This is a genomic window from Nocardia sp. NPDC051911 (genome assembly GCF_040681035.1).
In the GTDB taxonomy this organism is placed as follows: Bacteria; Actinomycetota; Actinomycetes; order Mycobacteriales; family Mycobacteriaceae; genus Nocardia; species Nocardia sichangensis.
Map to the genome: position 1 here is coordinate 101,784 of NZ_JBFAXY010000018.1, position 25,151 is coordinate 126,934.

Below are 25,151 nucleotides of genomic sequence, written 5' to 3' on the forward strand. Positions count from 1 at the left end.
AAGCGGCCGGACCGCGGTGACCTGGACTCGTTCCAGCTCACCGCGGCCCTGTTGCGACCACTGGTATCGGCCCTCGTCGGCCGGACCATGCCCGCACTCATGCGGGAGACACTCGCCGCGATGAAGAGCGGCGCGGAAGCCGCGGCAATGGATCAGCCGGGATAACCCCCGGGGAATCCGCCCAACAGGGCGAACACCTGGATGGCAAGCGAAGACAGCAGATCCGCGATGGTCATCGGTTCCATGGCAACTCCTTGTCCGGATGGGCGAACAGGACGGCTCTGCGATCGTACGCGCGACGGAGCGCTTTTCCGGTGAGCGCCGCCGGGTGCGTGATGGACTGTCAGGAGCTGGTCAGCATGGGTTTCGACGAAACGGGACCCATCACGCCCCACGCCGTGGCCGCCGCGGGCACCACGAGGGGATGCAGTACGGCGGCCACCGCGAGCAACACGACAGCGACAATGGTGTCCAGCCAGTAGTGATTGGCGGTGCCCACCACCACGAGCGTGGTCAGCGCCGGATGGGCCAAGGCGAGCCAGCGCCACGGTGTGCGAGTCGCGGCGACGACGGCAACACCGAGCAGCAACGCCCAACCGACGTGCAGCGAAGGCATGGCCGCGAACTGATTGGACAGACCGCCGGAATCGGCGGCGCCGTAGACGGATTGGCCGTATCGCACGGCCAGATCGACGAAACCCTCGTCGGGCAGCATGCGCGGCGGCGCGAGCGGGATCAGGATGTGCACCGCGAGCGCGGCTCCCGTCAGCGCCGCCATGAGGTTCCTGGTCCAGCGATAGTGCTCCGGCCGGAACGTCCACAGCCACAGCAGGACTCCGACGGCCACGGTGAAATGCGCGCTGGCGTAGTAGAAGTTGGCCGGAACCGCGAGGAATTCGCGGTTCAGGAACAACGACTGCACCGTCTGCTCGTCCAGCAGGCCGAGCCGGTCTTCGAGTCCGAGCAAGCGGTGCGCGTTGACCAGGGCACGCCCCGTGTCGTCGGCGGTGATCAGACGGCCCGCGCGATAGCCGAGGTAGAGCACCGTGATGAGAAGAAGCTGCCCGACCGCCTCGCCCCCGCGACCGCGCACGGCCGCGCGCACCCGTTCGACGACTCCGCCCGACGCGAGTTCGAGCCCGGCGCCCGGACCCCCGAAGTCCACAGCGACCATCGCGCGGCCTCCTTCCCCGTTGAATCAGGCCGTTTACCGAGAATTAAGTGGAGTGGTAACCTCCGTTTAAACTAGCACTACCGAACGGACAACTTCAGCAAGATGTGACGGGGTATACAGCCGCCTGTCACCAATTCGAGTTTGCTTGCAAGACAGGCGATCTCGCGATCTTCGCTACCCATCGACCGCACCGCCGAGCACGCCAGAAGCATGGCTGACGACCTGGCGCGGCCACCGGCTCCAGCCGTTCCACGGGCGATCCGCGCTTGCCTCCACCGGTGGGCGAATGTGGCCCCAGAGGGCTGAGCTTTCGCCGACATCGATCCGGCCCGATTCACGGCCTCTCATTCCGCCGGTGTGAATCCGGCACAACCCGCCCTGCGGCCACCAGCACACCCCAGGCGGCGCGTTTGCGGGGCACACCCGTGTTCGCGGTGCCACTGCATGGCGACATGAGCTTCGGCAACCGTGAAGGGCTCCGGCGGTGCCGTGCAGGTCCATTCCGCAGGCCACCGGAACGCCACCCGCTTCGCGGCGTCCGGGAGGCGGCGACGCCCATCGGAGCGTCCCGGCGAACCGGTCGGCCACAGACAGGCCAACGCGAGCGCCACACACGATCCGCCGCCGACAGTCGCGGCGGCACTGCACACCAGATCCCACACACTCAAGGCATCACGCCCCTTCGAGCGGCGGCACGACCTCCCGTCCTGGCGGTAGCAAGGACTGATTCAGCATGTCCAACACGTGCCGCAACGTTCGCGGCGCCACACCGACCTCGGTCGAGGCGCGAACATCGTCCATCGGAGGGAACGGGATGTTCCTCTCGGCGGCACGCTCACGCGGACTGAGCGTTTGCGGCACGATCCGGCCACGCACGACAAGCGTGTAATACGCCAGACGTTTCCATGCGCACCGGTCGATGCGGCATGCCCGATGCCGCCGCATGATCCGATGAGCGATTTCCACGTCCACGTCACCGCAGATCAGCGGTGGCTCGACAACGGTCTCGACCCCCATCACGCCCCCTCGCCGGACACGAGCCTGGACGAGCGCGTCCATGTGCCCTGCGGGCTGACGGTCTCGAGATCGAATCCCCTGTCGCAGATCAAGGCCGGTCGATCATCCACATGCCCCAGCTCGAACACGACGATCACATCGACACCGAGCCCTGCGGCGAGGCCGAGCACATACTCGATCGGACTGTCCACATCGACCGGTGGACGAACGGTGTACACGTAATGGTGCCCCAGTCCGAGAGCATGCCGCCACACCTCGGCGGCATGACGTGGGGCATGGATGCCGGACAGGTCATTCCGAATGAATCCCAATGATTTCGGCCTGCCCGCGATGGGCGGCTCGATTGCGTTCGCGTAGGTCATTGATTCCCCTCGAAGCTGGTCGGAGTACTGGAAGCACACCACCGCCTGAGCAGGCTGCCGCTGTCTAACAGAAAATTTCAGCAATTCGGACCAAATCCCCTGGATCACCGCCAAACTGAGAGTGAAAGGCGATCGAACTGATAATGCCTACCAGGGGGTCGGAATGGGGAAGCAAGGCACAAGCGCGTCGCTGCCGCGCCGACAGATGGGTCGCTACCTGCGTGAATCGCGCGAGGAGCAGAACCTGACGCAGGGACAGGTAGCCACCATCATGGATTGGAGTGTGAGTACCCAGTCCAGGCTGGAGCGGGGAGATGTCGGCCGGCTGCGCGCACGTGACATCGAATTGCTCTGCCAGAATTTAGGTCTGGATCACGAGAAGAGCGCCGCGATGGTCGGCCTGTTCAAGCAGGGAGCCGAGAAGAGCTGGTGGCACAGCTTCGGCGATCTCATTCCGGAGACGTTCAATGTCTACATCGGCCTGGAAGCCAGTGCTCGCCAGATCGAGATCTTCCGACCCGACATCATTCCCGGGCTGTTGCAGACCAACGACTACGCGGCGACGCTCGACCGGATCTACTTTCCGAAAGACTCCGAGGAAGAACGCCGACGCCGCATCGAACTGAAGACCAAGCGTCAAGCGATCATCACACGCAAGGCGAACCCGGCGACAATCGACGTCATTCTCGGCGAAGCCGTCCTGCACGCGGTCGTCGGCAATCCCAAGATCATGTCCGCGCAACATCGTCACCTTGCGGAGCTGAGCACGTGCCCGAACGTCACGATTCGAGTTCTTCCGTTCGGTGCGGGCTTTCCGGTCGGCGGACCCGTCGGACCATTTTCGATCCTCGACTACGGCCTCGACGCCGCAGGTGGCGTCGCGGAACCGACAGTTGTCTACGTTGAGGGCTTCACTGGTGCGATGTACTTTGAGGGAGAGTCGGATCTTCGGCGGTATCGCGAGGCCCTCACGATCATTCGACATACCGCGCTGGACGCAGTCGCGAGCAGGAGGCTGCTTCGGCAAAGAATGAAGGAGTACTTGGCGTGAACATCGACCTATCCGGAGCCGAGTGGTTCAAGAGCACCCGTAGCTCGATGGGCCAAGATTGCGTTGAGGTCGCCTTCTTGGAGCAGGGCATGGTGGGGGTTCGTGACAGCAAGAACCCCAACGGTCCCGCCCTGGTGTTCGCTCCGGGCCAGTGGGATACGTTCACCAATGCCGTTCGACTCGACGGTTCCACCGGCGCAGCCTGAGCCCACAGCAGTTCCCGCGAGGACACGCCGCAGTCACGTGCGGCGCACAATGATTGTGCGCCGGTTGTCGCAGCACGGGATATTCGAGTCGTTCGCCGACCAGTTCGAACAGATCTGGGGCACCATCACCCCGTACTCAACTACGCAAGGATTCGCCAATGGGCTCACGGCGTGACTACTACCGAGATCCGAACGCACCACGGCCGAACTCGCTGAAGCCGGGAGCGTCCGCGTTGGTGACCGACGAGCACGGGCGCGTGCTGATGCAACGCCGTGGCGACTCGGGTAACTGGTCTCTACCCGGCGGAATCATGGAAGTAGGCGAGACCCTCGAGGATTGCGCGGTTCGGGAGACCCGCGAAGAGACCGGGCTGGACATAGAGATCACTGGTTTGCTCGGTATATACACCGACCCTGAGCACGTGATCGAACACGCGGACGGAGAGGTCCGGCAAGAGTTCGCAGTGGTCTACTTCGGCAGGGTGACCGGTGGGGAAATCTCCGTATCCGATGAATCGACTTCTGTCGAGTTCCTACGACTCGAAGAACTCGAGACGCTGCCCGTGCACGAGACTGTCCGGCTCCGGTTGCAACACCACGCCGAACAGCGCACGAGTCCGTATCTTGGTTGAGCGAGATAGCTTTCTACGGCCGAGCGTTCGACGTCCTGGCGAAACACGCCGCAACCCGGGAAGGGGCGGCGGTTGCAGAAGATCACGAAACGGAATCGCCGATATCAGCCGCGAAACTCTGCGCCAGATCCTCGAGGCCGAGGGGGCTCACTCCAGGTCAGTGGGACACGTTCACCGATGCCGTTCGGCTCGACGGGTCCACCCGTCGAGCCTGAGTCCGCAAAAGCTCACGTGAGAACCTGCCGCAGCCCGTGCGGCGCACAATGATTGTGCGCCGCACGGACCTGTCAGAGATCGGCGATCGCGGCCAGTGGTGGCGTGCGCGCCGCCCGCACCGCAGGCCACAGCGCGGCCAGTACTCCGACCACCGCCGAGCTGACCAGGACCAGGACCAGCTGGCTCCACGGGATCGCGATCTGGTCGAGACCCAAATCCCTTAGTGTGCGCAGGAATCCGACGCCGAGTCCCAGGCCGAGCACCATGCCGACGATCGCGCCGAACACCGCTATCAGCATCGACTCCAGATAGATCGTCCGGCGCACCTGGGCGCGCTGCATGCCGACCGCGCGGAGCATGCCGATCTCCCGGCGGCGCTCCACCACCGACAGCGCCAAAGTATTGACGATGCCCAGGATCGCGATCACCACCGCCAAGGCGAGCAGGCCGTAGAGAATGGCCAGCAGGGTGTTGATCTGCTTGCCCTGCGCTCCCTTGAATTCCTCCCGGTCCTGCACCTGCACCACGACGAATTGCTCGGTGGCCTTCTCCAGGTCGGCGCGCATCGCGCTGGTATTCGCGCCCGGTTGCGCCTTGATCAGCACGAGGAAGTTGGTCCGGAAGTTGAGCGGGACCACCTCGTCGTAGACCGTCTGCGACACCACCATCGGGCCGAGCAGCGGGTTCTTCTTGTACACACCGGTGACGGTGAGCGGCACCTTCTTGCCGTCGACGCTGGTCGGGGTCACCTCTTCGCCGACTTTCCAGCCGCGGTCGTTCGCTTCGTCCTCGGACACGAGCATGTCCCTGGCGCCGAGAGTGTCGCTGCCGCGCACGATCTCGTAGTTCAGCACACCGGTCAGCGGACCGTCCGGTGAGGACGCGAACACCTGATCGCCGCCGAGCTTGAACGCGGCCCCCCGCATTCCGACCACCTGCGCCACGTTCGGCACCTTCGTCCGGGCGGCGTCGGCGGCACCGAACGGCACCCCGAGCAATTGCGGGCCCGCCAGCACGTAGTCGGCCCGCACGCCCTTGTCGACCAGCACGCCGACGCTCTCCTTCGCCGAAGCGCCCAGCATGCCGATCGCCGAGACGAGCATCAGACCCAGCGTGAGCGCGAAGGCCGTCGCGGCGGTGCGGCGCGGATTGCGCGACGCGTTGTTGCGCGCCATGCGACCGATCGGCCCGAACGGGCGCACCAGCACCCCGAGCCCGCCGACCAGCGGTCGCGACAACGCGGGCGCGGCCAGCAGCACCGCGAAGATCAACCCGAGCGCGCCGACGCCGACCGTCGCGGCCGCCGTGCCACCGGTGCGCTGCGCGCCCAGCACGACGAGGACCGCCCCGAGCACCGCGAGCACCGCGCCGAAGATCGTGCGCAGGCGCAGCGACTCCCCGATGGACGCGAATTCCTCGCGCATGGCCTGCACGGGCGGGATGCGCGAGGCGCGGCGCGCGGGCGCGTAGGCGCTGACCATCGTCACCGCGAGGCCGACCAGCAGCCCGACCACGACGGTGCGCGGCCGCACCGCCATCGATCCGGTCGGCAAGCCGAGATCGAAGGCGTTGAGCACCGCCGACAATCCGAACGCCAGCGCGACGCCGCCCACGAGGCCGACCACACTGCCGATCAACCCGATGACGAACGCCTCCGCCACCACCGACGTGCCGACCTGCTGCCTGCTCGCGCCGACCGCGCGCAGCAGCGCGAGCTCCCGCAGGCGTTGCGCGACGATCATCGAGAACGTGTTGTAGATGATGAACGTGCCGACGATCAGCGCGATCGCGCCGAAGGCGAGCAGGAAGTAGTTGATGAAGTTGAGCGCGTTGGAGATTTCCTTCTTCAGGTCGGCACGCACCTGATCGCTGTTCTGCACTTTGTAGCCGGGCAGTGCCTTGGCGAGGTTGTCGCGCAACTCGTCGCCGGGAATGCCGGTGGCCGCCAAGTCGACGTAGGCGACGTGCAGGCCGTCGGTGAACAGCTTGCGCGCCTGCGTGTCGTCGAACAGCACGCCGATGAACCCACCCGTGTCGGAGGGAACCTCGTAGATGCCGGTGAGGGTCACGTCGATCGGATCGGCCTGGGAGGGGATGAGGATCTTGGTGCGGTCACCGATCTTCAGTCCGGCCCGGTCGGCCCCGCCGGTGTTGAGCGCGATCTCGCCGGGCCGGGCGGGCGGGACGCCTTGCAGGAACTTCTCCGGCTCCGCGACGGCCTTCTCCGGCGGCAGGTACGACTTGCCGAACGTCGGCGCCCCGCCGGTCTGCACGGCCTTCTTGCCGGTCGGATCGAGCAGCACCACCGGTCCGTTCACGCTCGGCGCGACCGTGCGGACGCCGGGGTACTTCCCCAGCTCGTCCACCACATTGTTCGGAACGCCTTGCGCCTGACGTTCTTTCGGGCTGACCCGAACGTCGACGCCCTTCGCCTCGTTGGCGAAGATTCCGTCGAATGTGCTCTGCAGGGTGTCGGTGAACACGAACGAACCCGCGATGAACGCGGTGCCGAGCACCACTGACAAGAGGGTCAGCGCGAGCCGCACCTTGTGTGCGGCGAGATTGCGCAGCGCGACCTTGCGCATCGGACTTCCAGCCATTACGCCCGCCCCCGAATCTTCCGCGAACGCCCGGTCACGCCTGCTCCAACGCTTTCATCCGGTCGAGCACGGTGTCGGCGGTCGGATCGCGCATTTCGTCGACGATGCGTCCGTCGGCGAGGAACACCACCCGGTCGGCGAACCCGGCCGCGTGCGGTTCGTGGGTGACGATGACGACCGTCTGCCCGAACTCGTCCACCGCCGCGCGCAGGATCGACAACACCTCCTCCGAGGAGCGCGAGTCCAGGTTGCCGGTCGGTTCGTCGCCGAAGATTATGTCCGGCTTACCCACGAGCGCGCGGGCGCAGGCCACCCGCTGCTGCTGTCCGCCGGACAACTCGCTGGGGCGGTGGGTCAGCCGACCGACCAACCCGAGCCGCCGCACCACCGTCTCCAGCCATTCGCGATCGGGTGTTCGCCCCGCGATGTCCAGCGGCAATGTGATGTTCTCCAGCGCCGTCAACGTCGGCACCAGGTTGAACGCCTGGAAGACGAAACCGATGCGGTCGCGGCGCAAGCGCGTCATCTGCTTGTCGGACAGCGAGGTCAGGTCGGTGTCACCGATGCGGACGGCGCCCGAGCTGGCACTGTCCAGTCCGGCCAGACAGTGCATGAGCGTCGACTTGCCCGACCCGGAGGGACCCATGATCGCGGTGAACTCGCCCTTCGCGAACTCGGCCGACACCCCGTCCAATGCCCTGACCTGGGTGTCGCCCGATCCGTAGACCTTGGTCAGTTCGATAGCGTGGGCCGCGACATCGGTCGATGCCGCCAGGTCGGCGGTGTCGGCGCCCAAGGCTTGCGAAGTCATGCCGTCCAGTCTTACCGGCATCGCCGCCGCACGCCATCAGGGAACACCCTGTGTTTCAGGCCTCACCTACGACCCACTCGAAGGCGGACGCTTTGGATCGGGCGCCTTCGAGGGTGCGGGAGCGGTTGGGTTCGCCGAGTTCGGACAGCAGGTCCTCCGACAGGTTGACCAGAGCGGCCAGGGCGGTTGGGGTGAACCAGTCCGGCCTGGTGGCGAACAGGATGTCCTCGGAGGCGGTGTTTCCGCTGGCACCCGGCGCGAAGGGGCAGCCGCCGAGGCCGCCGAGCGCGCCGTCGACCATGTCCGCGCCAGCCGCGACCGCGGCGAGGGTGTTGGCCACGCCCATGCCCCAGGTGTCGTGACCGTGGAAGACGACGCGCCGGGGAGGCGTCCGGTTCCGAACCGCCGCGACCAGCGCGGACACCTCACCGGGGTGGGCCTGTCCGAGCGTGTCGGCCAGGACGATGTCGTCCGCGCCCTCGGTGCGCGGGTCGCAGGCGATGGCCAGTACCCGTTCCGGGTCGACCGGGCCGTCGAACGGGCAGGTGAACGCCGTCGCCAAGCAGAGCTGGATCGACCCGTCCACCTCACGGGCCAGGCGCACCGCGTCCGGCATGGCGGCGACGCTGGCCTCGGTGTCACGTCCGATGTTCGCCCGATTGTGTGCGTCGGAGACCGAGAAGCAGTACTGGAAATTCCGCACTCCCGCCGCGGCGGCCTTCTCCACATGGCGCGGCGTCGCCACCCATACCCAGCAGCGGCGCAGTTCCTCCGGCGTCAACGCGGCGACCAGCTCCATGGTGTTCGCCATCGGCGCGACCAGGTCCGGGCGCGCCATCGAGCCGATCTCCAGCGCGGGCACCCCCAGCGCGAGCAGGCGGCGCACGATGTCCACCTTGCGCTGCACCGGCAGCAGCTTGCCGGTCAGCTGCAGTCCGTCGCGCAACGTGACATCGCGCAGCACCGGCGCGGTCATCGCTGCTCCCGCGCCCGGTGGTGGCCGCACATCACGCCGCCCCATGGTTTCTCGCCCGCCCCGGTCGGATTCGGCTGCACCGTGGGCCTGCTGGTGCCCGGCGAGCGCGGTTCCCTCGCGTCGCGCCCCTTCGGACGCCTCCGGTCGTGTGGCCGCGTGCTCATCGCGCCTCCAACGCATCGATCTCGGCTTCGCTCATGCCGAGCAGGCCGGACAGCACCTCTCGGGTGTGCTCACCCAAGTCGGGTCCGACGCTGCGGATGGGCAAGGACTGGTCGCCGATCACCGGGACGATGCCGGGGAAGCCGACAGCCTTGGGCTCCGGCGCGCCGACGTCCACGGTGAACGACTGGATCATGTTGCGCGCCCGGTACTGCTCGTCGGCCACGATGTCGGCCGCGGTGTAGATCGGGCCACACGGAATAGCGGCGGCGTCCAGCAGCTTCAGCGCCTCGTCGCGGGTATGCCGAACCGTCCACTCCCCGATCGCCGCGTCCAGCCGCTCGCGATTGCGCCAACGGCCCGCGTTGTCCTGCAGGTCCGGATCGGCGGCCAGGTCCGGCCGATCGATGACCGCCATGTAGCGCTGGAAGATGGCGTCGCCGTTGCCGCCGATGATGATGCTGGTGCCGTCCGCGCACGGGTAGGCGTTGCTCGGCGCGATGCCCTCCATCCGGCCGCCGACGCGTTCGCGCTGGATGCCGTAGGCGAGATAGTCCGGCACCAGCGATTCCATCACCGACAGGATCGCCTCGTTCAGCGCCACGTCGATCACGCGCTCCCGCAACGGGACCGGCGTGTCCGACTCGGCGCGGCGCTCGCGCTGGAACAGCGCCATCACGGTGCCGAACGCGGCGTAGATACCCGCGATGGAGTCGCCGATCGAGACGCCGGTGCGCACGGGTGGGCGGTCCGGATCGCCCACCAATTCGCGCAGTCCGCCGATCGCCTCGGCCACCGCCGCGAAACCGGGACGCTCCGACAGCGGGCCGGTCTGCCCGTAAGCGGAGATCCGGGTGATCACCAGATCCGGATTCGCCTCGTTCAGCACCTCCGGCCCGAGACCCCACTTCTCCAGCATGCCGGGCCGGAAATTCTCCAGCAGCACGTCACAGCGCCGGATCAGGTCGAGGACGATCCCGCGCCCCGCCTCGGTGCGCAGATCCAGCGTGATCGACTTCTTGTTCCGGTTGATCGTCCGGTAGAGCATCGAGGTGTCGCCGCCGTAGAGCCGCCAGTTGCGCAGCTCGTCGCCCGCTTTCGGGCGTTCCACCTTGATCACCTCGGCACCGAAGTCGCCGAGGATGCGCCCGGCGGTCGGCGCGGCGATGTAATTGCCGAGCTCCAGGACGCGCACCCCGTCCAGCGGCCGAATACTCATGGCAACCAGTATGGGCTGTGTTCGATTTGCAGCGCCTGCGGCGCTGCGTGTTCGCGGCCCCGGGGAGTCTCGCGGCCGAGCGACCGAGACTCGCGACTGCGTCGCATGCGCTTCGGTCACTCGGCCGCGAGACGGGCCGCGAACGGCGCTCGTAAGACTCGCACCCGGCGGGGCTGGGTCGGTTTCGGGCGTCCCGCGATTGTCGAGGCAACCTCCGGTGCCGGGGCAATACCCGTGATAACCCTGCGACCGCCGGGCCAGTCGACCGAAGCCGCGGTTCGCGGTCAGGTCACTTACGGCATTTCGTAGCCCGACCTGCATATATGGCAGGCCGGACTCCTCGGCGACGGCTCACAGCGACCCGAAGACACCGCATGGCCCCTCAACAGCCGGAGGCCCGGCAACCATGCGGGGTCCGCGTTCAGGACGCGAGCAGCTGGGTGTCCTCGACGATCGAGTAGTGCTCGGCGTTGCCCGCGATGATGGTGCTCGTCGAGCCGTCGACGCCGACCGGGACATCGCCGGCCAGGGTGATGCGGGTCAGTTTGCGTGGCTGGTCGTCGTAGTCGTCGATGGCGTAGTGCTGGGTGGCGCGGTTGTCCCAGATGGCGACGTCGCCCGGCTCCCAGTTCCAGCGGGCGGTGTTCTCCAGGCGGGTCACCCGGTCCTGGAACAGCCGGAACAGCGCGTGCGACTCCGTGCTGGACAGCCCGACGAAATGCTTGACGAAATGGCCGAGCAGCAACGCCCGCTCCCCGGTCTCGGGGTGCACGCGCACCACCGGGTGCTCGGTCTCGTAGTAGGTGGACTCGAACTCGGCGCGGTAGGCGGCCGTGTTGGGACGCGGCGTCTCCTCGGCGCGGGCGTAGTCGTAGACGTTGGTGTGCACGGCGCGCAGGGATTCGGCGAGCCGCTTGAGCGGCTCCGGCAGCGACTCGTAGGCCGCGACGGTGGACGCCCAGGTAGTCGCGCCGCCGTAGGACGGCAGGTGCACCGCGCGCAGGATGGACGCCTTCGGGATGCGGTCGACGAAGGTGACGTCGGTGTGCCAGCTGTTGGCGCGGCCGTGCTCGGAATCGATCGCCAGGCTCTTCACACCATGCGAGGTGACCGTCGGGTGCGGGGTGGTCGGCGAGCCGAGCAGCTGGGCGAACTCGTACTGCCCGTCCTCGGTGAGGTGGTCCTGACCGCGGAAGAAGATGACCTTGTGCTCCAGCAGCGCGCGACGGATCACGTCGATGGTGGCCGGATCCAGGTCTCCGCCGAGCCGGACGTTGTCGATCCGCGCGCCGATACGAGCGCCGAGCCTGGTCACCGAGGCTGTGGATGGGGTGGCGGGTGCGACCGTCATGAGATCACCTTCGCTGTCGAGATCGGTTACTGCTCCGGAGAGCAGACCACCCAAACGACCCCCCTGACCAGGGTTTTCGTCGCACTGATCGCAAACGGCGCGCAAGCACCACCACTTCGGCCCACCGAGCGCGAGCCCGAACCGGACACCGCCCAGCTCCATTCCGTTCTGCCGGGCGCTGCCCAAACATCGTCGGGACGACCGAGCTGACCCAGCCCCGCCGGGTGCGAGTCTTACGAGCGCCGCAGGCGCTGCAAATCAGACACAGTGCTCGCGCAAGTACGCCAAGTCCTCCGCCAGGCCGTCCGCTGGAGTCTCCAGCACGACCGGCGCGTCCGCCGTGCGGCACACCTCGGCGAGCAATTGCGGGTCGATGGTGCCGTCGGCGAAGTTGGCGTGCCGGTCGGCGCCGGAGTCGAATTCGTCGCGCGAGGAGTTCAAGTGGACCAGGTCGATCCGGCCGGTGATCGCCTTGATCCGGTCGACGACGCCGATCAGCTCCTCGCCGCCCGCCCAGGCGTGGCAGGTGTCCAGGCAGAATCCGGCGCCGTACTCGCCGACCGCGTCCCACAGCCGGGCGATGGAATCGAAATGCCTGGCCATGGCGTGATTGCCGCCTGCGGTGTTCTCGATCAGGATCGGCACCGCGAAGCCGCCTTTGTCCTGCTGACGCTCGAACAGTTTGCGCCAATTGTCGATTCCGGTCTCCAACTCGGCGTCGGAACGCACATGCCCGCCGTGCACCACCAGACCGAACGCGCCGAGTTCGGCGGCCGCCTTCGCCTGCTGGGCCACCGCGTTGCGCGAGGGCATGCGCAGGCGGTTGTTCAGGCTGGCGACGTTGATCTGATAGGAGGAGTGCACCACGACCTCGATCGGGCTGGCGAGAATCTCCTCGGTCCGCGGATGCGGGGTGGGTTTGTCCCAGCTCTGCGGATCGACCACGAACATCTGGATGACGTCGGCGCCGAGTTTCTCCCCGAAGCCGATCGGGTCGCTGTCGAGCCGGACGTGTGCTCCAATGCGCATGCGGGTCACAGTACTGGCTGCTACCGACGACAATCGAGGGTGCGCCGCGAGGTGTTGCATCCCGATGGCTCATCGAGATACATGGGGTAGTGTCCGCGCGCTCGACTCGACAAGGGGGTGTACAGGTGTTGCAGACCGGCGAAATCTTCGCGGGCTACGTCGTCAAACGCGTCCTCGGCCATGGCGGCATGGGCACGGTGTACCTGGCCCAGCATCCTCGGCTGCCCCGCCTGACGGCGTTGAAGCTGCTCAAACGCGAACTGTACGCCGACACCGACATCCGCCGCCGCTTCGAACGCGAGGCCGATCTGGTGGCACGGCTCGATCACCCGAACATCGTCACGGTGTTCGATCGCGGCGCCGAGGACCGGCAGCTGTGGATCTCGATGCAGTACGTGCCCGGCGCGGACGCCTCCTGCGCGGACGTCGACGTGCTCGCTCCGTGGCGCGCGGTGCGGATCGCGGCCGACACCGCCGCGGCGCTGGATTTCGCGCACGCGAACCAGGTGCTGCACCGCGATGTGAAACCGGCCAACATCCTGCTGGCCAAGGCGCCGATAGGTCAACCGGAGCGGGTGCTGCTCACCGATTTCGGGATCGCGGGCATCCGCGGCGCGGAGAGCACGATCGGCTCGTCCGGCACGATCACCGCGACACTCGCCTTCGGCGCCCCGGAACAGCTGATCGGCAGGCCGCTGGACGACCGCGCCGATCAGTATTCGCTGGCGTGCACACTGTTCTGGATGCTCACGGGGGCGCCGCCGTATCCCGGCGCCAACCCGGCGGCGGTGGTGAACAGCCATCTGTACGCACCGATCCCGGTGCTCAGCCGCGCACGTCCCGGTTTGCCGCCCGCGCTGGATCCGGTGCTGGCTCGTGCGATGGCCAAGCGACCAGAGGATCGTTTCAACAGTTGCGCCGAGTTCGCCGCCGCCGCGAAATCCGCCCTGGCCGAACAGCGGGCCGGGCATCGGACGGCGCCGCACGGCATTCATCCCGACGGGTATCCGACCGCGCCGACGTACCACGCGGCCGCGCCGCAGCACCGACCGAGGCCGCGGGAAACCCCTCGACCGTCCCCGAGTTTCCTGCCGCCGCGCCGCCCGGCGCATCCCGGCCTGATCGAGTTGCCGAACTTGCCCATGCGCCCGGGCTCGGCGGTGCGACCGCACCAGCAACCTCCGGACGCTCGGCCTCCGCCGGGCGGTCCGACGCATGTCGATCGCCCGCGCCGCACCACGCTCGACGAGCGATAGGTGAGGCGCGATTACTGCTATGGTTTCGATGTTTTCCGTGGTCGGGCCCATCTCCGGCCACGCGTTCTTTTGCTGTACGCCTGTTCGCCGGTGGGTCCCGGCGGGCGGCGGGAAGTGGAGCAGTCATGCTGGCCAGCGGTGACGTTTTCGCCGGCTATGTCATCGAGCGGCAACTCGGCCGCGGTGGCATGGGCTCGGTATATCTGGCGAAACATCCGCGGCTGCCGCGGATGACCGCACTGAAGCTGCTGAATCGGGAGATGTTCTTCGACAAGGAGGTGCGGGCGCGGTTCGAACGGGAGGCGGATCTGGTCGCCCAGCTCGATCACCCGAACATCGTCACGGTTTACGACCGCGGGCTCGAGGACGAGCAGCTGTGGATTTCGATGCAGTACGTCGACGGCATCGACGCCGCATCGGTGGAGCCGAAGTCGCTGCCGCCCGTACGCGCGGTGCAGATCATCAAGGAGACCGCCGACGCGCTGGACTACGCGCACGGCAACGGGGTGCTGCACCGCGACGTGAAACCAGCCAACATCCTGCTGGCCCGCTCCGGCGCCGGTCGCGGTGAGCGGGTGTATCTCACCGACTTCGGCATCGCGCGGCTGCGCGACGACACCGGTCATCTCACCCAGACCGGCACCTTCACGGCAACGCTGGCCTACGCCTCGCCCGAGCAGCTCACCGGCGCGTCGCTCGACCACCGTTCCGATCAGTATTCGCTGGCCTGCTCGCTGTTCTGGTTGTTCACCGGCACCGGCCCGTTCTCCGCGACGAACCCCGCCGCGGTCATCCAAGGGCATCTGCAGGGCACGCCGCCCGCGCTGAGCGGCGTCCGGCCGGGCCTGCCCTTCGCGCTGGACGGCGTGCTGGCCAAGGCGATGGCCAAGCGACCCGACGACAGGTACGGCAGTTGCGCGGAATTCGCCGCGGCCGCCAAGCAGGCGCTGACCGGTTCCAGCGCGCCGTCGATGCCGGTGGTGGGCGGTCCCCGCCCGGTCACCGGGCCGCAGCACCCCACCGCGGGCCCGCGCCCGGCCACCGGGCCGCAGATCCCCACCACGGGATCGCCGTATCCGGCCGCGCAAGGTCACTACGTCAGCGGTCCTGGCCACCAGGTGCACACCCCGCAAACCAGCGGGCCGAACGCGCTCGCCTCGGCGTCGCCCGCGACTCCGCCACCCACGCCGGTGGTGAACTCACGGCCGCACACCGGTCCCGCGCCCCAGCCGACGGCCGCCAACCCGTATCCCCAGCAGCAGGCCGGGTTTTCCACCTTCGCCCCGCCGCACGGCGCGCACGTGCACCACTCGGCCGCGCCGCCGCGCAAGAAGAACACCGGCCTGATCATCGGCCTGGTGGTGGGCGTGGTCGTGTTGATCGTGGTGGTGCTCGGCATCATCGGCGCCGTCTCCGATTCGGGCTCGAGCAACGCGGGCACGACGACCACATCGGCGGTGAAGCCGAATCTCGTCGACGCGACCCCGGAGTCGGTCAGCGCGGAGTTCCCCCGGATGGTGCCCGCCTCCAAGTCCGAGGAGGTCGGATACAACGGCGCCGAATGCTGGCTGGCCTCGCCGAGCTCGCCGCCGTCGCCGTCCAAGGGCGAACCGGACTTCGGTGACTGGGCCGCGCAGTGGCGCTGCTTCAAGGGCGGCAACAACGAGGATCCGTACTACCGGATCTACGTCTACAAAGCCCCCGCCGATGTGCAGGCGGTGCTGAAGGGCCTGCCCTCGTCGGCCGCCAAGTCCACCGACACCAACGGCGGAAAGTCTTACACCAATTACAAGTACGTCGACGACGGCGCCAAGATGGTCACCGCGTTCACCGGCGATCCCGATCGGACCCAGTACCTCATGTACACCGACGGCTTCTCCCACACCACCGTCGACGAGCTGCTGCGCTGGTGGCGCTCGGCTCCGCTGAACTGACCGATGCACCACACCGGCGAAGTCTTCGCGGGGTACACCATCGAACGCCTGCTCGGCCGCGGCGGGATGGGATCGGTGTACCTGGCCCGGCATCCGCGGCTGCCCCGGTTGACGGCGATGAAGCTGTTGAACCCGGACCTGTTCGACGACACCGAGTCCCGCACCCGCTTCGAGCGGGAGGCGGACCTCGTCGCACGGCTGGATCACCCGAACATCGTCACGGTGTTCGATCGCGGCGTCGAAGGCGACCAGCCGTGGATCTGCATGCGCTACATCGACGGCACCGACGCCGCGGCGCTGGACGCGTGGACGCTGCCGCCGCCACGGGCGGTGCAGATCATCGCCGAAACGGCCAAAGCGCTGGACTTCGCGCACAGCCGCGGCGTGCTGCACCGCGACGTGAAACCGGCGAACATTCTGCTGGAGCGCGTCGAGGGAGACCAGGAACGGGTCTTCCTCTCCGACTTCGGCATCGCCCGATTCCGGGACGACACCGGACGGCTCACCCAGACCGGCACCTTCACCGCCACCCTCGCCTACGCCGCGCCGGAGCAATTGTCCGGTGCGCCGCTGGATCACCGCGCCGACCAGTATTCGCTGGCCTGCACGCTGTTCCGGTTGCTGACCGGCACGGTGCCGTTCGACGCCACCAATCCGGTCGCGGTGATCCAGGGGCATCTCAACGCACCGCCGCCCGCGATCAGCAGGCTGCGGCCCGGATTGCCGGTGGCGCTGGACGGCGTGCTCGCCAAGGCGATGGCCAAGCACGCGGCCGATCGCTTCGACTCGTGCGGCGAATTCGCCGCCGCTGCGTGGCAAGCGCTGACCGCGCCCGCGGCGTGGCCCGCACCGAGTCATCCTCCGCTGCACGCGGAACCACCGCTCCCGAGCGCGGGCGGGGGCCTTCGTCCGCAGCGGCGTCCCGGACGGAGAGCGCGACTGGAGGCCGTGATAGGTCTGGTGCTGGCGCTGGGCCTGGCCGCTGCGCTCGCCGCGCCATCGTTCCACGACACCTCATCCGGCTCCGCCGCATCGACCACCACGGTGGTCACGCGGAACACCGACGCCACCACGCCGCCGACCGCCCAGCGCCCGACGACGAGCGTCTCGGCCACCGCGGACCGTGCCGCCATCGGCGCCCGCGCGGCCGAGCTGAGCGCCGCGTTCCCGGACATGCTTCCGGAGACCTCCGCCCAGCGCCTGGTCCACTCCGGAACCGGGTACAACAAGGCGGGCTGTTTCGCCCACGCACCGGATTCCGCGACGACGCGCGACCACGAGGATCCGGATTTCGGCCCCTGGCTGGTGATGTGGAGCTGCTTCGGCGGGCCGAACAAGGCGTCTTTCGACTTCTACCTCTATGGCTCCCCGGCCGACGCGCAGGCCGCGCTAGCGGCGTTACCGGCCAATGACCGCGCGACCGCCACCAACAACGGCGGGCACAGCTACACGAATTACACCCTGCGCGACAGCCGGAACCTGCGGCCGCGAATGGTCACCGCCTTTTCCGCGGACCCGGGACGGGCCGCCATGCTGATGTACAGCGCCGGATTCATCGCCACCGAAGCCGAGTTCATGAATTGGTGGAAATCCGCGCCGCTGAATTGAGTTTCCCCCAGGGGGAGACGCGAGGGTAGGCACATGGACGACACCCGCTTCACCATCGGCGCCGTTGCCGACCGCACCGGCCTCAGCGTCAAGACGATCCGGTTCTACGCCGACAAGGGCGTCGTCCTGCCCACCGAAATCAGCCCCTCCGGCTACCGCCTCTACGACGTCCGCGCGCTGGCGGAACTGGATCTGGTGCGGACGCTGCGCGCTCTCGGACTCGACCTGGCCACCGTCCGGCGCGTGCTCACCCACGAGCTCGCGCTGTCCGAGGTCGCCGCGGCGCACGCCGACGCACTCGACACCCAGATCCGGATCCTGCGTCAGCGACGAGCGGTTCTGCGCGCGGTGGCCGGGCAGGGCTCGACCCCACAGGAGTTGGATCTCATGCACAAGCTCGTCACCTTGTCGGCTGCCGAACGTCATCGACTGATCGAGGATTTCGTTGAGGCGACCTTCGGCGGACTCGACGCCAACCCGGAACTCACCGAGTTGCTGCGCACCGCACTGCCGGACCTGCCCGACGATCCCGCACCCGAGCAGGTGGCCGCGTGGGCGGAACTGGCGGAACTTACCGCCGACACAGACTTTCGGGCGGCGATCCGGCGGATGGCCGAGTACCAGGCGCGCGAACGCGCCGAGGGCGATGCGACGGGTCTGCACCACGCACTCACCGAGGCCGTGCGCGACCGGGTCGAGGCGGCCATGGCGGCGGGTGTCACGCCCGGCTCTCCCGCGGCGGCCGAGGTAGTGGCCGACCTCGCCGCGCGTTACGCGGCCACGTTCGGCAGGCCCGACGATCGCGCGCTGCGCGAGTGGATGCTGGAACGCCTCGCGGTGGCCGATGACGAACGCGTGGAGCGGTACTGGCGGTTGCTCGCGGTGATCAACGGCTGGGCCGCGCCGCCGAGCCTGACGCCGGTGTTCGCCTGGTTCACCGCCGCCCTGCGGGGCGTCCTGGCGGGCTACTCGAAGACATAGTGCGCGAATTCGTGGGTGGGGTGGAAGCCGATCGCGCGGTAGATCCGGTTGGCCGTGGTGTTGTCGGTGTCGGCGAAGAGGCAGACCTCCAGGTTCTGGGCTCGCAGCTGCTTCGCGACGTGCGCGGTCACCGCGCTGGCGTACCCGTGTCCGCGGGCGTCCGGCGGGGTGTAGACCGGCCCGATCCGCGACCAGCCCTGGATCGGGATCTGATGCGCGGCAAGACTGACCGGTTGCCCGTCGCGTTCCCACAGCCACCACCGGCCCGCTTCGACGCGGCGCCGGATCGCGGCCTCGTCCAGTCCGGCCGCCATGCCGGACTCCGCGCGCATGGCCGCGAGCCAGTCCCCGCACAGGGCGACATCGGATTCCAGGGCGCGGCGCGGCGCTCCGGCTACGTCCGGGATCCGCAGCGCGCCGAGCCGGTGCAGCCGGGTGCGGTACGACTGCTGAAAATCTCTCCCCAGCAGTCCACACCAGTGCTGGGCGAAATCGGTCGCGTCCGCGACGACGCCCTCGACGCCCGCGCTTTCGGGGACGACCTCGGCCAGCGCGCGAGCCACCGCCGGAATGCCGTCGGGCGGTAGCGCGCCGAGATACACGTCGCGACCGGACACGCGCATGGCGGCGCCTACCACCGCCGCATCCTCGCCGTGGACGGTAAGAAATCGCGATGGCTCAGCCGGGGCATCCATGCCCGTGACATGGTTGGCGACGCTCGTGGTGAGCACGGTGTGCCGCAGCGGATCGCGGAGCAGGAACGCCCCCGCGACCGAGCGGAACTCGGCGGCGTCGGTGGTGATCTCGATCCTCATACAGATCACGGTAGGCGCCTGAGATCTTGCGCGCCTTCGTTTCTCACGCCCGTCGCCGGGCCTGCGGGCGGCCGACCGGCCGGTTTACGGTCCGTCCGCTTCGCCGCCACCCGCGCGGAGTTTGAGCAGAACCAGTCCCGCGGTGCAGGCGAGAATGAGTCCGGCGACGGTGATTTCGACGTGCAGTCCGGCGATGCCGAGCACCGCCCCGACGAGTCCGCCGATGAAGATCAGCCAGGCGAGCGTCCGCGACACGATCGTGGACAGCGAGCGGCCCTGCTGGTTCGACGCGGGATGCTGTGCCGTTGCCGACACGGCATCTTCTGCGGCGCGGGACGAACCACGCCGCGACGCTGTCGAGTAAGCTCCCATCATCTACTCCTCGATGACGCCGGTCAGAGAACCACAATCACGTTCTCACACAACGTGTCTCTCATCCTTAAACCGGCGTCTCACGCGTAACTTTGCTCACACACGCTACGACTCCGGGACGCCGGAAGATAGCGACACGTGCCCACGACACGCCGAAGAGACCAATTCGATATCTGAATCAGAACTGTTTTAAATGCGCCGTCCGGCGCATACCCAGCGACCACTCGCCTCGCCGGACCGACCGGCATCGAGTAAGGTGAGTCCACTCGATACACACCGAGGAGCGTCACCGTTGGAAAGCAGCAGGGCCAAGATCGCCGGTCCGGCGATCGCCGTAGGAGCGGTTTCCATCGGGCTCGTCCTGATCGGCGCCTGTGGCGTCGGTAAGCACGACACCTACGTGCCGCCCCCGCCGCTCAAGGCAGGCGAGTACGCCGAACCCGTTGTCCACGAGAACACCACCGGCTCGACGACCCCCAAGGTCGTCATCCCGCCGTCGCCCAGCTGGCGGATCGCACCGGCCGACCAGCGGCACCCCACCCCATTTTCGGGCTTCATGAGCAGCACCACCGCTGAGCCGTCCCCGGGAAATCCGCACGACGACCCCACGCAGGCGGCGCCCCCCGAGGAGCCGAGGCCGACGGCCGCGCGAGCGCCGGCGAGCGACTCGACGGACGAAGCGCCCACCCAACTGCGGACGACGCCGCGAGACGACGAATGACGCGGTGGTGCGCGAAACGCACCACCGCGGCACTCCTTACAGTTCGGGCAACTCGTAGTCGCCGACCCGCGAGCTGAGCACCCGCAGATGCTCGAGGCCGCTACCGAGGGTGCGCTCGATCGCGGTCAGCCGGGCCACGTAATGGCTCACCGGGTACTCCGCGGTGACGCCGATGCCACCGTGCATCTGGATCGCCTCCTGCCCGATGTGACGTGCCGCGCGACCGACCTGCAGCCGTGCGCGCGACGCGATCACCGGATCGTCGGCCCCGTCCGCCAGCGACGCCGTGGCGTACAGGCTCATGCTGCGCGCCAGTTCCAGCGAGACGTACATGTTGGCCGCTCGCTGTGTGAGCGTCTGGAACTTCGACAGCGTGACACCGAACTGCTTGCGCTGCTTGAGGTAGTCGGTGGTCAGTCGCAGCGCCTCTTCCATCGCGCCGACCGACTCCGCGCACAGGCTCGCCTGCGCGTGGGTCAGCACCGACTCGATGGCCTCGGTCGCGTCCGCCGCGCCGAGCCGCTCGGCGGGCGCGTCGGTCAGCTCGACCTGCGCGCCGCGCTGACCGTCCACGGTGCGGTAGGACTTGCGGACCACACCCGTCGCGTCCGGCGCAACCAGGAACAGACCGACGCCACCCTCGGGCAGCGCGGCGCTGACCACGAGTTCGTCGGCGCTGTCGCCGTGCGCGACGGGGTTCTTCACGCCGGTCAGCGTGTACGAATCGCCCTGCGCCGTGGCGGTGGTCGCCAGTTCCGCGGCCGGCCAGCGCACCCCGGGCTCGGCATGGGCGAAGGCCAGCAGCTTCGCACCCGAGGCCACCTCGGGCAGGATCCGCTGCCGCTGTTCGGCGCTGCCCGCCGCGGCGACCAGGCCACCGGGCACCAGCACCGCGTCCAGGATCGGTTCCGGCGCGAGCCTGCGGCCCACCTCCTCGAGCACGACCATGGTCTCCACCGGACCGGCGCCGACGCCGCCGTCCTCCTCGGTGAAACTCAGGCCGAGCACGCCCAGTTCGGCGAGCTGACGCCACACGTCGCGGCTCCAGCCCAGTTCGGAGTCCACCACCTTCAGACGTGATTCGGCGTCGTAGTTGCGCGCGAGCAGGTCACGGACCGTGTCGCGGAGCATGACCTGTTCATCGGTGAGATCGAAATCCATGGTTGCGCCTCACAATCCGAGGATCGTGGAGGCGATGATGGTGCGCTGCACCTCGCTGGAGCCTCCGTAGATGGTTGTCTTGCGGTAGTTCAGGTAGGAGGGGCCGCTGCGCTGCGCCCAGCCGGGCGAGGCGATGTCGTCCGCGCCCACCGGGATGGCGTCCGGTCCGGCGATGTCCAGCAGCAGCTCGGTGGCGGCCTGCTGGAGTTCCGAACCGCGCAGCTTCAGCACCGAAGAGGCCGGATTCGGCTTGCCGTCGGAGGAGTTGGAGACCACCCGCAACTGGGTGAGTTCCAGCGCGAGCAGCTCGTTCTCCAGTTCGGCGATCCGCGCCGCGAACACCGGGTCCTCCAGCAGCGTGCCGTTGCCCGACTTGATCTTCGCCGCGTACTGCTTCGCCACGCCGATCTTGACCTTGGTGCGGCCGACGCCGGTGATTCCGGTGCGCTCGTTGCCGAGCAGGAACTTCGCGTAGGTCCAGCCCATGTTCTCCGCGCCGACCAGCTGATCGGCGGGTACCCGGACGTTCTCGAAGAAGACCTCGTTCACTTCGTACCCGCCGTCGATCAGCTTGATCGGGCGGATGGTGACACCGGGCGACTTCACGTCGAACAGCAGGAAGGAGATGCCCGCCTGCTTCTTCGCCGCGCTCGGGTCGGTGCGCACCAGGCAGAAGATCCAGTCCGCGTACTGGGCCAGCGTGGTCCAGATCTTCTGGCCGTTGACGATGTAGGAATCACCGTCGCGAACCGCCGTCGTGCGCAGCGACGCCAGGTCGGAGCCCGCGTCCGGCTCGGAGAAGCCCTGGCACCACCAGATGTCCAGTGCCGCGGTGGGCGGCAGGAAACGCTCCTTCAGCTCCTGCGAGCCGAAGTGGGCGATCACCGGGCCGACCATCTGCGCGTTGAACGTCAGCGGCTCCGGCACCGAGGCCAGCTGCATCTCGTCCTGCCAGATGTGGCGCTGCATCGGCGTCCAATCCTTGCCGCCCCACTCCACGGGCCAATTGGGCACCGCGAGGCCGTGGTCGTTGAGGATCTTGTGCGCGGTGACGATGTCATCTCGGGTCAGCTCACGGCCGTCCCGGACGCGCTCGCGAATGTCGGCCGGGATCTCGGTCCGATAGAACTTGCGCAGTTCGTCGCGGAAGGCGACGTCGTCTGGGGACAAGGATAGTTTCATACGCATCTCCCTGCGTGTCTCGTACGTCCGCGTCCAAACTACCCCCCGGTAATCCTCGCCTGTCGACTGGATCACAGGTGCGGGACTCCCTCGCCGTTCGCGGCGTCGGATTCCGCACCGCTCCCCGGGACGGCGACCGTCGCGAGCTGGTACGTTGCTGCAGGTGGGCCGGGGGCCCACAGGGTTCGGTATCGAGGAGAACGAGTGAACGGCAGGACCATCGCACGCGCCGCGGCCGCCGCGGCATCCCTCGGCATCGGCGCGGTTCTCACCTTCTCCGCGCCCGCCACCGCCGAGCAGACCCAGGCGCCGGTGGACACCGGCCTGGCGCATCTGACCGACATCGCGGGGGCCGACCCGTCCGCACAGGAGGGCATCGCCGCGCTCACGCGCTACGCGGGCTTGATCGACGCCGCGCACCTGCGCGAGGTCTCCAGTGTGTTCACCCCGTTCTCCTACGCCGCGCCCACCTTCGGCTGCGGCAGCAACGGCCCGATCACCACGATCATCGCCGCCGCGACGACCGAGGGGACCGGCAACGGCCGTGACCTGAACGTGGAGCCCGGCGAGCTGCGGTTCAGCGCGACTCCTTCGCACTCCGGCGCTCCCCTGGCCTCCGGGCTCGTGGTCGCCTGGGTGAACGTGAACACCGGCGCCAGCGGCATCGACCCGCTCGACGACGTGACCGAGTACCGCCAGCCCACGCTGTCCAAGACGGTCCGCAGCGGTCCCGGCACGGTGCTCGCTTCGATGTGGGGCATCATCGACTACCCGTTCGCCCACTGTGTGATGACTCCCACCGTGGGACTTTTCACGGTGCCGGACAACCCGCCCCCGCCGCCTTCGGCTCCTGCGCCCAACCCCGCCCCTGCTCAGCCCGCGCCGAGCGGCTCCGGCGGCGAACCCACCCCGTAGCAACGTTTCGTCGCTGTCGGCCGACCGTCGTGTCCGGCCCCGACCGTCCCAGGCCCGGCCGCTCGATGCGACCGCGCCGTCGCGTCGGTAATCGAACGGCCAGGATGGTCCGATCCGCCGCATGGACTCCCGCCACCCGTCGAGCAACCGGGCACCGGCTGCTCCACGCATCGCCGAACCGACCGCGTGCCGGGCAGGTGCCTCTCCCTATCGGACGGCGGCGAAGAACGCGCGGATGTCGGCGACGTGCGCGTCCGGGCGTTCCATCGCGATGAAGTGGTTGCCCGTGTTGCCCTCCGGCCAGTGCACGATGGTGTTGTCGCGCTCGGCGAGCCGCCGCATCAGCGCGGAGCCGCCGCCGTACGTGCCGGTCGGCACCGCTTTCTGTCCTTTCGGCCAGGTGAACCCGCCGTCGGCGAGGCCGTTGTACATCGGCCAGGACGACGAGGCCGCCGTGCCGGTGAACCAGTACAGGCTGACGTTGGTCAGCAGCTGATCGCGGCTGATCACGTCCTCCACCCGGTCGGCGAGCGGGGCGAACTCGGTGAACTTCTGCATCAGCCAGGCGAGCAGGCCCACCGGTGAATCGGTCCACGCGTGGGCGAAGGTCTGCGGGGCGGGGCGCAGCAGGACGTGATGGTCCACGCCGCCGGTCATCCACTGCTGCATGAGGTCCCACTCGGCACGTTCGTCCGGCGTCATGGTGGGCACGTCCGCTTCGGTGGGCATCCCGATCCCGCCGTCGAGGTGCACGCCGATCACCCGGTCCGGCGCGGCGATGGCGAGTTCCGGCGCGACGTAGGCGCCGAGATCGCCACCCTGTGCGCCGAAGCGCCGGTAGCCGAGCCGATCCAGCAGGGTCAGCCACATCCCGGCCACTTTCGCCGGTGTCATGCCTGGCTCGCGCGGCCCGTCGGAGAAGCCGAAGCCCGGCACCGAGGGCACCACGACGTGGAAGGCCTGCGCGGGATCGAGTCCGTGCGCACGCGGATCGGCGAGCGGGCCGATGGTCCCCGCGAATTCGGCGAACGAGTTCGGCCAGCCATGGGTGAGGATCAGCGGCGTCGCGTCCGGTTCCGGCGAACGCACATGCAGGAAGTGCACGTCCAGCCCCTCGATGCGCGTCTTGAACTGCGGGAACTCGTTCAGCGCCGCTTCCTGTGCCCGCCAGTCGAATCCGGTCCGCCAGTACTCGGCCAGCTCGCGCAGATAGTCGACCGGCACGCCGCGATCCCAGCCCGTGCCCGGCAGCTGGGCGGCCCAACGGGTGCGAGCGAGCCGATCGTGCAGGTCGTCCAGGTCGGACTGCGGAATCTCGATGCGGAACGGGCGAATGGCGGTGGTCATCGGTACGCCTCCTCGGCGGTCGGTGCTGCGGTACAGCGATGACGTTAAGCAGC

The 25,151-nt window shown here is 68.2% G+C and carries 23 protein-coding genes; 9 read left to right on the forward strand and 14 right to left on the reverse strand.

Features of this window, described 5'->3' with window-relative positions:
* Positions 1 to 343 precede the first annotated feature (343 nt).
* From AB0L97_RS22465 to AB0L97_RS22475, 3 genes are all read right to left on the reverse strand, one after another.
* A complete protein-coding gene (locus AB0L97_RS22465; RefSeq protein WP_364432575.1) occupies positions 344 to 1,174 on the reverse strand; it encodes a phosphatase PAP2 family protein in 831 nt (276 codons plus the stop codon).
* A 672-nt stretch (positions 1,175 to 1,846) separates the two neighbouring features.
* On the reverse strand, positions 1,847 to 2,191 hold the full coding sequence (locus tag AB0L97_RS22470) for a hypothetical protein (protein ID WP_364432578.1): 345 nt from the start codon (positions 2,189 to 2,191) through the stop codon (positions 1,847 to 1,849).
* Positions 2,191 to 2,667, reverse strand: a complete 477-nt coding sequence (locus AB0L97_RS22475; protein WP_364432581.1) for a hypothetical protein — start codon at positions 2,665 to 2,667, stop codon at positions 2,191 to 2,193. The genes AB0L97_RS22470 and AB0L97_RS22475 overlap by 1 nt, the downstream gene beginning before the upstream one ends.
* Before the next feature lie 49 nt (positions 2,668 to 2,716).
* Here AB0L97_RS22475 and AB0L97_RS22480 point away from each other — a divergent pair, with 49 nt between their 5' ends.
* The 3 genes from AB0L97_RS22480 to AB0L97_RS22490 all read left to right on the forward strand — a co-directional run bounded on the left by AB0L97_RS22480 (position 2,717) and on the right by AB0L97_RS22490 (position 4,442).
* On the forward strand, positions 2,717 to 3,604 hold the full coding sequence (locus AB0L97_RS22480) for a helix-turn-helix transcriptional regulator (protein WP_364432584.1): 888 nt from the start codon (positions 2,717 to 2,719) through the stop codon (positions 3,602 to 3,604).
* Positions 3,601 to 3,810 carry a DUF397 domain-containing protein gene (locus tag AB0L97_RS22485; RefSeq protein WP_364432587.1) on the forward strand — a complete coding sequence of 70 codons (210 nt, stop codon included), beginning with the start codon at positions 3,601 to 3,603 and terminating at the stop codon, positions 3,808 to 3,810. Before AB0L97_RS22480 ends, AB0L97_RS22485 begins: the two co-directional genes overlap by 4 nt.
* A 158-nt stretch (positions 3,811 to 3,968) precedes the next feature.
* A complete protein-coding gene (locus tag AB0L97_RS22490) occupies positions 3,969 to 4,442 on the forward strand; it encodes an NUDIX domain-containing protein (RefSeq protein ID WP_364432590.1) in 474 nt (157 codons plus the stop codon).
* A 287-nt stretch (positions 4,443 to 4,729) separates the two neighbouring features.
* Here AB0L97_RS22490 and AB0L97_RS22495 read toward each other — a convergent pair whose 3' ends face one another.
* From AB0L97_RS22495 to AB0L97_RS22520, 6 genes are all read right to left on the reverse strand, one after another.
* A complete protein-coding gene (locus AB0L97_RS22495) occupies positions 4,730 to 7,258 on the reverse strand; it encodes an FtsX-like permease family protein (protein ID WP_364432593.1) in 2,529 nt (842 codons plus the stop codon).
* Between the two features lie 34 nt (positions 7,259 to 7,292).
* Entirely contained in the window at positions 7,293 to 8,069 is a 777-nt protein-coding gene (locus AB0L97_RS22500; RefSeq protein WP_355077231.1) for an ABC transporter ATP-binding protein, read from the reverse strand.
* Between the two features lie 55 nt (positions 8,070 to 8,124).
* On the reverse strand, positions 8,125 to 9,045 hold the full coding sequence (locus AB0L97_RS22505) for a hydroxymethylglutaryl-CoA lyase (RefSeq protein ID WP_364432597.1): 921 nt from the start codon (positions 9,043 to 9,045) through the stop codon (positions 8,125 to 8,127).
* A 160-nt stretch (positions 9,046 to 9,205) separates the two neighbouring features.
* Positions 9,206 to 10,426 (reverse strand): CaiB/BaiF CoA-transferase family protein, encoded by a 1,221-nt coding sequence (locus AB0L97_RS22510; protein WP_364432600.1) that lies wholly within the window; start codon positions 10,424 to 10,426, stop codon positions 9,206 to 9,208.
* Between the two features lie 421 nt (positions 10,427 to 10,847).
* On the reverse strand, positions 10,848 to 11,777 hold the full coding sequence (locus tag AB0L97_RS22515) for a TauD/TfdA family dioxygenase (protein WP_355077237.1): 930 nt from the start codon (positions 11,775 to 11,777) through the stop codon (positions 10,848 to 10,850).
* 258 nt (positions 11,778 to 12,035) lie between these two features.
* On the reverse strand, positions 12,036 to 12,806 hold the full coding sequence (locus tag AB0L97_RS22520) for a deoxyribonuclease IV (RefSeq protein ID WP_355077239.1): 771 nt from the start codon (positions 12,804 to 12,806) through the stop codon (positions 12,036 to 12,038).
* Positions 12,807 to 12,931: 125 nt separating this feature from the next.
* Here AB0L97_RS22520 and AB0L97_RS22525 point away from each other — a divergent pair, with 125 nt between their 5' ends.
* The 4 genes from AB0L97_RS22525 to AB0L97_RS22540 all read left to right on the forward strand — a co-directional run bounded on the left by AB0L97_RS22525 (position 12,932) and on the right by AB0L97_RS22540 (position 18,585).
* The gene (locus AB0L97_RS22525) at positions 12,932 to 14,062 is read left to right on the forward strand and encodes a serine/threonine-protein kinase (RefSeq protein WP_364432605.1); all 1,131 of its coding nucleotides are present in this window, start codon (positions 12,932 to 12,934) and stop codon (positions 14,060 to 14,062) included.
* 125 nt (positions 14,063 to 14,187) lie between these two features.
* A complete protein-coding gene (locus AB0L97_RS22530) occupies positions 14,188 to 15,996 on the forward strand; it encodes a protein kinase (protein WP_364432608.1) in 1,809 nt (602 codons plus the stop codon).
* Between the two features lie 3 nt (positions 15,997 to 15,999).
* On the forward strand, positions 16,000 to 17,604 hold the full coding sequence (locus AB0L97_RS22535; RefSeq protein ID WP_364432611.1) for a serine/threonine-protein kinase: 1,605 nt from the start codon (positions 16,000 to 16,002) through the stop codon (positions 17,602 to 17,604).
* A gap of 33 nt (positions 17,605 to 17,637) precedes the next feature.
* On the forward strand, positions 17,638 to 18,585 hold the full coding sequence (locus AB0L97_RS22540) for a MerR family transcriptional regulator (protein WP_364432614.1): 948 nt from the start codon (positions 17,638 to 17,640) through the stop codon (positions 18,583 to 18,585).
* On the opposite strand, the gene AB0L97_RS22545 is transcribed toward AB0L97_RS22540, so the two are convergent.
* The gene (locus AB0L97_RS22545) at positions 18,570 to 19,400 is read right to left on the reverse strand and encodes a GNAT family N-acetyltransferase (protein ID WP_355077247.1); all 831 of its coding nucleotides are present in this window, start codon (positions 19,398 to 19,400) and stop codon (positions 18,570 to 18,572) included. The two genes, AB0L97_RS22540 and AB0L97_RS22545, sit on opposite strands and share 16 nt — an antisense overlap.
* 84 nt (positions 19,401 to 19,484) lie before the next feature.
* Positions 19,485 to 19,715 carry a hypothetical protein gene (locus AB0L97_RS22550; protein ID WP_355077249.1) on the reverse strand — a complete coding sequence of 77 codons (231 nt, stop codon included), beginning with the start codon at positions 19,713 to 19,715 and terminating at the stop codon, positions 19,485 to 19,487.
* A 349-nt stretch (positions 19,716 to 20,064) separates the two neighbouring features.
* Here AB0L97_RS22550 and AB0L97_RS22555 point away from each other — a divergent pair, with 349 nt between their 5' ends.
* On the forward strand, positions 20,065 to 20,493 hold the full coding sequence (locus AB0L97_RS22555; RefSeq protein WP_355077250.1) for a hypothetical protein: 429 nt from the start codon (positions 20,065 to 20,067) through the stop codon (positions 20,491 to 20,493).
* Between the two features lie 36 nt (positions 20,494 to 20,529).
* Here AB0L97_RS22555 and AB0L97_RS22560 read toward each other — a convergent pair whose 3' ends face one another.
* Together AB0L97_RS22560 and AB0L97_RS22565 are read right to left on the reverse strand one after the other, a co-directional pair.
* Entirely contained in the window at positions 20,530 to 21,654 is a 1,125-nt protein-coding gene (locus AB0L97_RS22560; RefSeq protein ID WP_355077252.1) for an acyl-CoA dehydrogenase family protein, read from the reverse strand.
* A 9-nt stretch (positions 21,655 to 21,663) separates the two neighbouring features.
* Positions 21,664 to 22,836: an acyl-CoA dehydrogenase family protein gene (locus AB0L97_RS22565; protein ID WP_355077254.1), complete on the reverse strand. Its 1,173-nt coding sequence runs from the start codon at positions 22,834 to 22,836 to the stop codon at positions 21,664 to 21,666.
* Positions 22,837 to 23,040: 204 nt separating this feature from the next.
* On the opposite strand from AB0L97_RS22565, the gene AB0L97_RS22570 reads away from it, so the two are divergent.
* On the forward strand, positions 23,041 to 23,751 hold the full coding sequence (locus AB0L97_RS22570; protein WP_355077256.1) for a hypothetical protein: 711 nt from the start codon (positions 23,041 to 23,043) through the stop codon (positions 23,749 to 23,751).
* A gap of 207 nt (positions 23,752 to 23,958) precedes the next feature.
* Here the strand turns inward: AB0L97_RS22570 and AB0L97_RS22575 are convergent, their stop codons facing one another.
* On the reverse strand, positions 23,959 to 25,098 hold the full coding sequence (locus AB0L97_RS22575) for an epoxide hydrolase family protein (RefSeq protein WP_364432621.1): 1,140 nt from the start codon (positions 25,096 to 25,098) through the stop codon (positions 23,959 to 23,961).
* Positions 25,099 to 25,151: the final 53 nt, after the last annotated feature.